Origin of the sequence: Rhizobium sp. PRIMUS64 (assembly GCF_023006465.1) — a bacterium.
GTDB classification, from domain to species: domain Bacteria; phylum Pseudomonadota; class Alphaproteobacteria; order Rhizobiales; family Rhizobiaceae; genus Rhizobium; species Rhizobium leguminosarum.
In genome coordinates this window covers 1-4,094 of sequence record NZ_JALBGX010000247.1, presented here as the reverse complement: position 1 = coordinate 4,094, position 4,094 = coordinate 1, and the positions used below count along the sequence as shown (strand labels likewise).

Below are 4,094 nucleotides of genomic sequence, written 5' to 3'. Positions count from 1 at the left end.
CAGCGCCCCAGCCTTTGCCCCTGCGCGAACTTTGGCGGGTTCGATCACCCGTGATGCGGTGGCCAACCTGGCTGAAGCGGCCAGGTTTCTTGATGTCGATATGGATCATTTCGCCGGGCCGCCCGCGCTCATAGCGTCGCACCGGTTCGGCCGGCTCGATATCCTTCAGCCTGGAAAGACCGGCGCGCTTGAGCACCCGGCTCACCGTTGCCGCCGACACGCCCGTCTGCTTGGCGATGTGCTTGCCCGTCAGCCGCTGTCGGCGCAACACTGCTATCTCGCCGGCAATGTTGGCCGCGGTTCGTCTCGGGCTTGTCCGCGGCCGCGACGACCGGTCCGCCATGCCGGCGGCGCCATCCGCCAGAAAGCGCGCCGTCCAACGAGCGACCACCTTCGACGTCACCCCATATGTCCGCGCAGCATCGGCTTTGGAACAAGCGCCATCAATAACGGCGCGCGCCATCTCCTCTCGACGCCGCGGTGTTAAACGGGCATTCTTGTGAATGTTCATTCGGTCCTCCGAGAATCACTGAAGCTTTGACAACCTCAGCTTTCTCGACCAGGGCCGAATGGACAACCTCCTGAAAGCTCACAACTAGAGCGGTTCATCGCTTATCGGAATCGGCAGGGATTGAACGAAGCCGCTTTCGCGGCATTTGGAGGATCTGATTGCATGAAGCGCTCCTGATTGAAGGAATGGGCTGTTTTGCCCAACCTTCAATCAGGAGATGACGATGACGGAGATGAGCCCTCTACGCCGGCGCATGATCGATGACATGACGATCCGCAACCTTTCGCCAGCAACGCAACGATCGTATTTACATGCGGTGACGAAGTTCTCGCGCTATTTCGGGCGATCGCCAGACCGTCTTGGACTGGAAGACGTGCGCGCGTTTCAGGTGCATCTGGTTTCATCGGGCCTATCATGGCCAGCCTTGAACCAGACAGTTTGTGCCCTGCGGTTCTTCTTTGGCGTCACGCTTGGTCATGGCGAGATACCGGAGCGCATTGCCTATGCCCGGACACCCGCCAAGCTGCCGACGATCCTCAACGGCGACGAGATCGTCCGGTTTCTGGAAGCGGTTCCGAGCCTGAGGACCCGTTCCGCACTGACGACAGCGTATGCGGCGGGGCTGCGCGCCTCGGAAGCTGTCCATCTCAAGGTCCGTGACATTGAAGGCGGACGCGGCATCATCCGCGTCGAGCATGGCAAGGGCGGAAAGGATCGCAACGTCATGCTATCAGCGCAGTTGCTCGCGATCCTGCGGGTCTATTGGCGGCTGGCGAGACCCGAGGTCTGGCTGTTTCCGGGCCGGGACGAGACCAAGCCCATCGACGTCCAGGTTCTGTATTCTGCCTGCCGTTCGGCGTGCGCCGCGGCTGGGATCCACAAGAGGGTGACGGTGCATACGCTGCGCCACAGCTTTGCCACCCATCTTCTGGAAAGCGGAACCGACATCCGCATCATCCAAGTTTTGCTCGGCCACAACAATCTATCCACCACGGCACGCTACACGAAGGTTTCCAACACCCTGATCCGCAGCACGACCAGCCCGCTCGACCGGCTGACGTTGGAGGTGGTGCCGCCAAGCTGAGTAAGCTCCGCCATGGCGGCGGGTCTGGAGGTGGCGGAGATTTTTCACCGCCACGGGGAAAGATATCGCCAAGCACACGACGCTCATCTCGGGCGTGTCGAACGCCGGGTCATGAGTGCGGTCGAGATGTGCAGGACCGCTCGGCTGGGCGGACATGTCCAGCAATGCCAGGACTGCGCGGCGTTCCGCGTCGCTATAATTCCTGCCGCAACCGGCATTACCCAAAGTGTCAGGGACAGGCGAGTCGTGACTGGCTTGCCGCACGGCAGGCCGACCTTCTGCCGGTCGGCTACTTTCATGTGGTATTCACCCTACCGCAGCAGATCGCCGCAATCGCCTTCCAGAACAAGACCGCCGTTTACAACATCCTGTTCAAGGCTGTGGCTGAGACGCTACGCAAGCTTGCTGCCGATCCCAGGCATCTGGGTGCCGAGATCGATTTCATCGCGGTGCTGCACTCCTGGGGCCAGAACCTCCACTGCCACCCACATATCCATTGTATCGTGCCGGGCGGCGGATTGTCGTTCGACCAGTCGCGCTGGATTGCCTTCCGGCCAACCTTCTTCCTGCCTGTGCGGGTTCTGTCGCGGCTGTTCCGGCGGCTGTTTCTCGAACAGCTGAGGCAGGCCTACGATCTGGGTCAACTTCAATTCTGCGGCGATATCGCCGCTCTGGCCGATCCGGTCGCCTTCAATCGAACCCTTAGAGCAGCACGTCGCATCGAATGGGTGGTCTATGCAAAGCCGCCATTTGCCGGACCCGAACAGGTACTGGCCTATCTCGGCCGCTATACCCATCGCATTGCCATCTCCAATTCCCGCCTCGTCAGCATTGATGGCGATCGCGTCACATTCCGATGGAAGGATTATCGAACGGGCGGCAGGCAAAAGGTGATGACGCTCGATGCCTACGAGTTCATCCGCGCCTCCTGCTTCACACCGTTCCGGACGGCTTTCACCGCATTCGTCATTACGGCCTGCTTGCCAATGTCCATCGGCAACTGAAGCTGGACCTGTGCCGAAGCCTGCTCGGCGTCCCGCCGCCGGAGCAGCCGGTCGAAGAACCGGACGCAAAGCCACCACCTTTGGCGCACCGCTGCCCCTGTTGCGGCGGAACGATGACGATAATCGGCGCGTGGACCCCGATCCAGCCGGTCTGCCGACCAGCATGGGAAGACAGTTCATGATCATACCACGCGTGCCACCAGTCCAACGATCAGCGTCGGCATGCCGAGCAGCCGCGAGGCAAGTGCTTTGGCCCATCGTGCCTGAGCAACGTAAAGCGCAACAGCACCAAGGGTTCCGTCGATGCAAACCAGCCGACAGGGGCGTCAAAGACACCGCAAATACCGGCAAGTATCTCCTTCCAGACCTGTCAACGTGCTCCGCCAAGGCTCGAACCTGCAAAACGCCATCCACCGCTTCGGCTAAATCCCCATAGCGACAAACAACCCGCGCCTTCGCTCAATCCGGCTTCAATGAGGTCCGATCAGTGAATGCCGCACGCACGGCGCGCGGACCTCACAGAACCCTCCAGATTCTCAAATCAGCAGAATTGTGATTCAAGATGGGTGCTGGAGTAGGAGGCCAGCCTCCATGACGCGACCTTATTCGAATGATCTTCGTGAACGTGTAGTGGCTTCAGTTGCGGCCGGTCAGAGCTGCCGGGTTGTGGCGGATCGGTTCGACATTGCCGTGTCGTCTGTTGTGAAGTGGTCTCAGCGGCATCGGGCAACCGGCAGTGTGACCCCCGGCAAGATGGCGGTCGACGTCGACGGGTGCTTGAGCCGCATCGCGCCTTCAAAGGGTTTTGGGTGTGCCGACGGTCAGTGATCGGATCGCGCAGATGGTGGTCAAGCAGATGATTGAGCCGGATTTAGAGCCGCTCTTCTTTCCAGACTCCTATGGCTACAGGCCGATGAAGTCGGCTTTGGATGCCGTTGGGGTAACGCGTCAGCGGTGCTGGAAATACGATTGGGTTCTGGAATTCGACATCAAAGGGCTGTTCGACAATCTTCCGCATGATCTCTTGCTGAAGGCGGTCAGAAAAGACGTCAAATGCAACTGGGCTCTGCTCTACATCGAAAGATGGTTGACCGCGCCTATGGAAAAGAACGGAGAAGTCATTGAGCGGACGCGTGGTACCCCGCAAGGGGGCGTGGTCAGCCCGATCCTATCGAATCTCTTCCTGCATTACGCGTTTGACGTCTGGATGACCCGGACGCATCCGGATCTACCATGGTGTCGGTATGCAGACGATGGTCTGGTGCACTGCCGGACCGAGCAGGAAGCAGAGGCCCTCATGGTCGAGCTCCAAGCGCGGCTGGCAGAATGCGGACTTCAGATGCATCCGACTAAGACCCATATCGTCTACAAGATAATCGGCGCCGGGAAATGTATCCGACTGTCAAATTTGACTTCCTTGGATACCAGTTCAGGCCGCGACAGGTGGCGACTTCACAGCGGAATGAGTTCTTCTGTGGCTATACCCCAGCGGCCA

3 protein-coding genes and 2 pseudogenes are annotated in these 4,094 nt (G+C 59.8%); 4 read left to right on the top strand and 1 reads right to left on the bottom strand.

Going from position 1 to position 4,094, the window contains the following annotated elements; genetic code table 11:
• Positions 1-511 (bottom strand): helix-turn-helix domain-containing protein (locus tag MOV76_RS38525; RefSeq protein WP_247266531.1); only part of this gene is annotated, 511 nt, incomplete at its 3' end.
• A 223-nt stretch (positions 512-734) separates the two neighbouring features.
• Between MOV76_RS38525 and MOV76_RS38520 the strand changes: the two genes are divergently transcribed.
• The 4 genes and pseudogenes from MOV76_RS38520 to MOV76_RS38505 all read left to right on the top strand — a co-directional run.
• A complete protein-coding gene (locus MOV76_RS38520) occupies positions 735-1,595 on the top strand; it encodes a site-specific integrase (RefSeq protein WP_077989899.1) in 861 nt (286 codons plus the stop codon).
• 12 nt (positions 1,596-1,607) lie between these two features.
• A pseudogene (locus MOV76_RS38515) lies at positions 1,608-2,781 on the top strand (IS91 family transposase).
• A gap of 409 nt (positions 2,782-3,190) precedes the next feature.
• Positions 3,191-3,396: pseudogene (locus tag MOV76_RS38510) on the top strand (IS630 transposase-related protein); the annotation flags it as partial.
• Between the two features lie 44 nt (positions 3,397-3,440).
• A partial coding sequence (locus tag MOV76_RS38505) for a reverse transcriptase domain-containing protein (protein WP_247266530.1) occupies positions 3,441-4,094 on the top strand: 654 nt, incomplete at its 3' end.

Bases quoted from the DNA above. Each gene is read 5' to 3' on its own strand.
- MOV76_RS38520 (WP_077989899.1), top strand. From the start codon at position 735: ATGACGGAGATGAGCCCTCTACGCCGGCGCATGATCGATGACATGACG.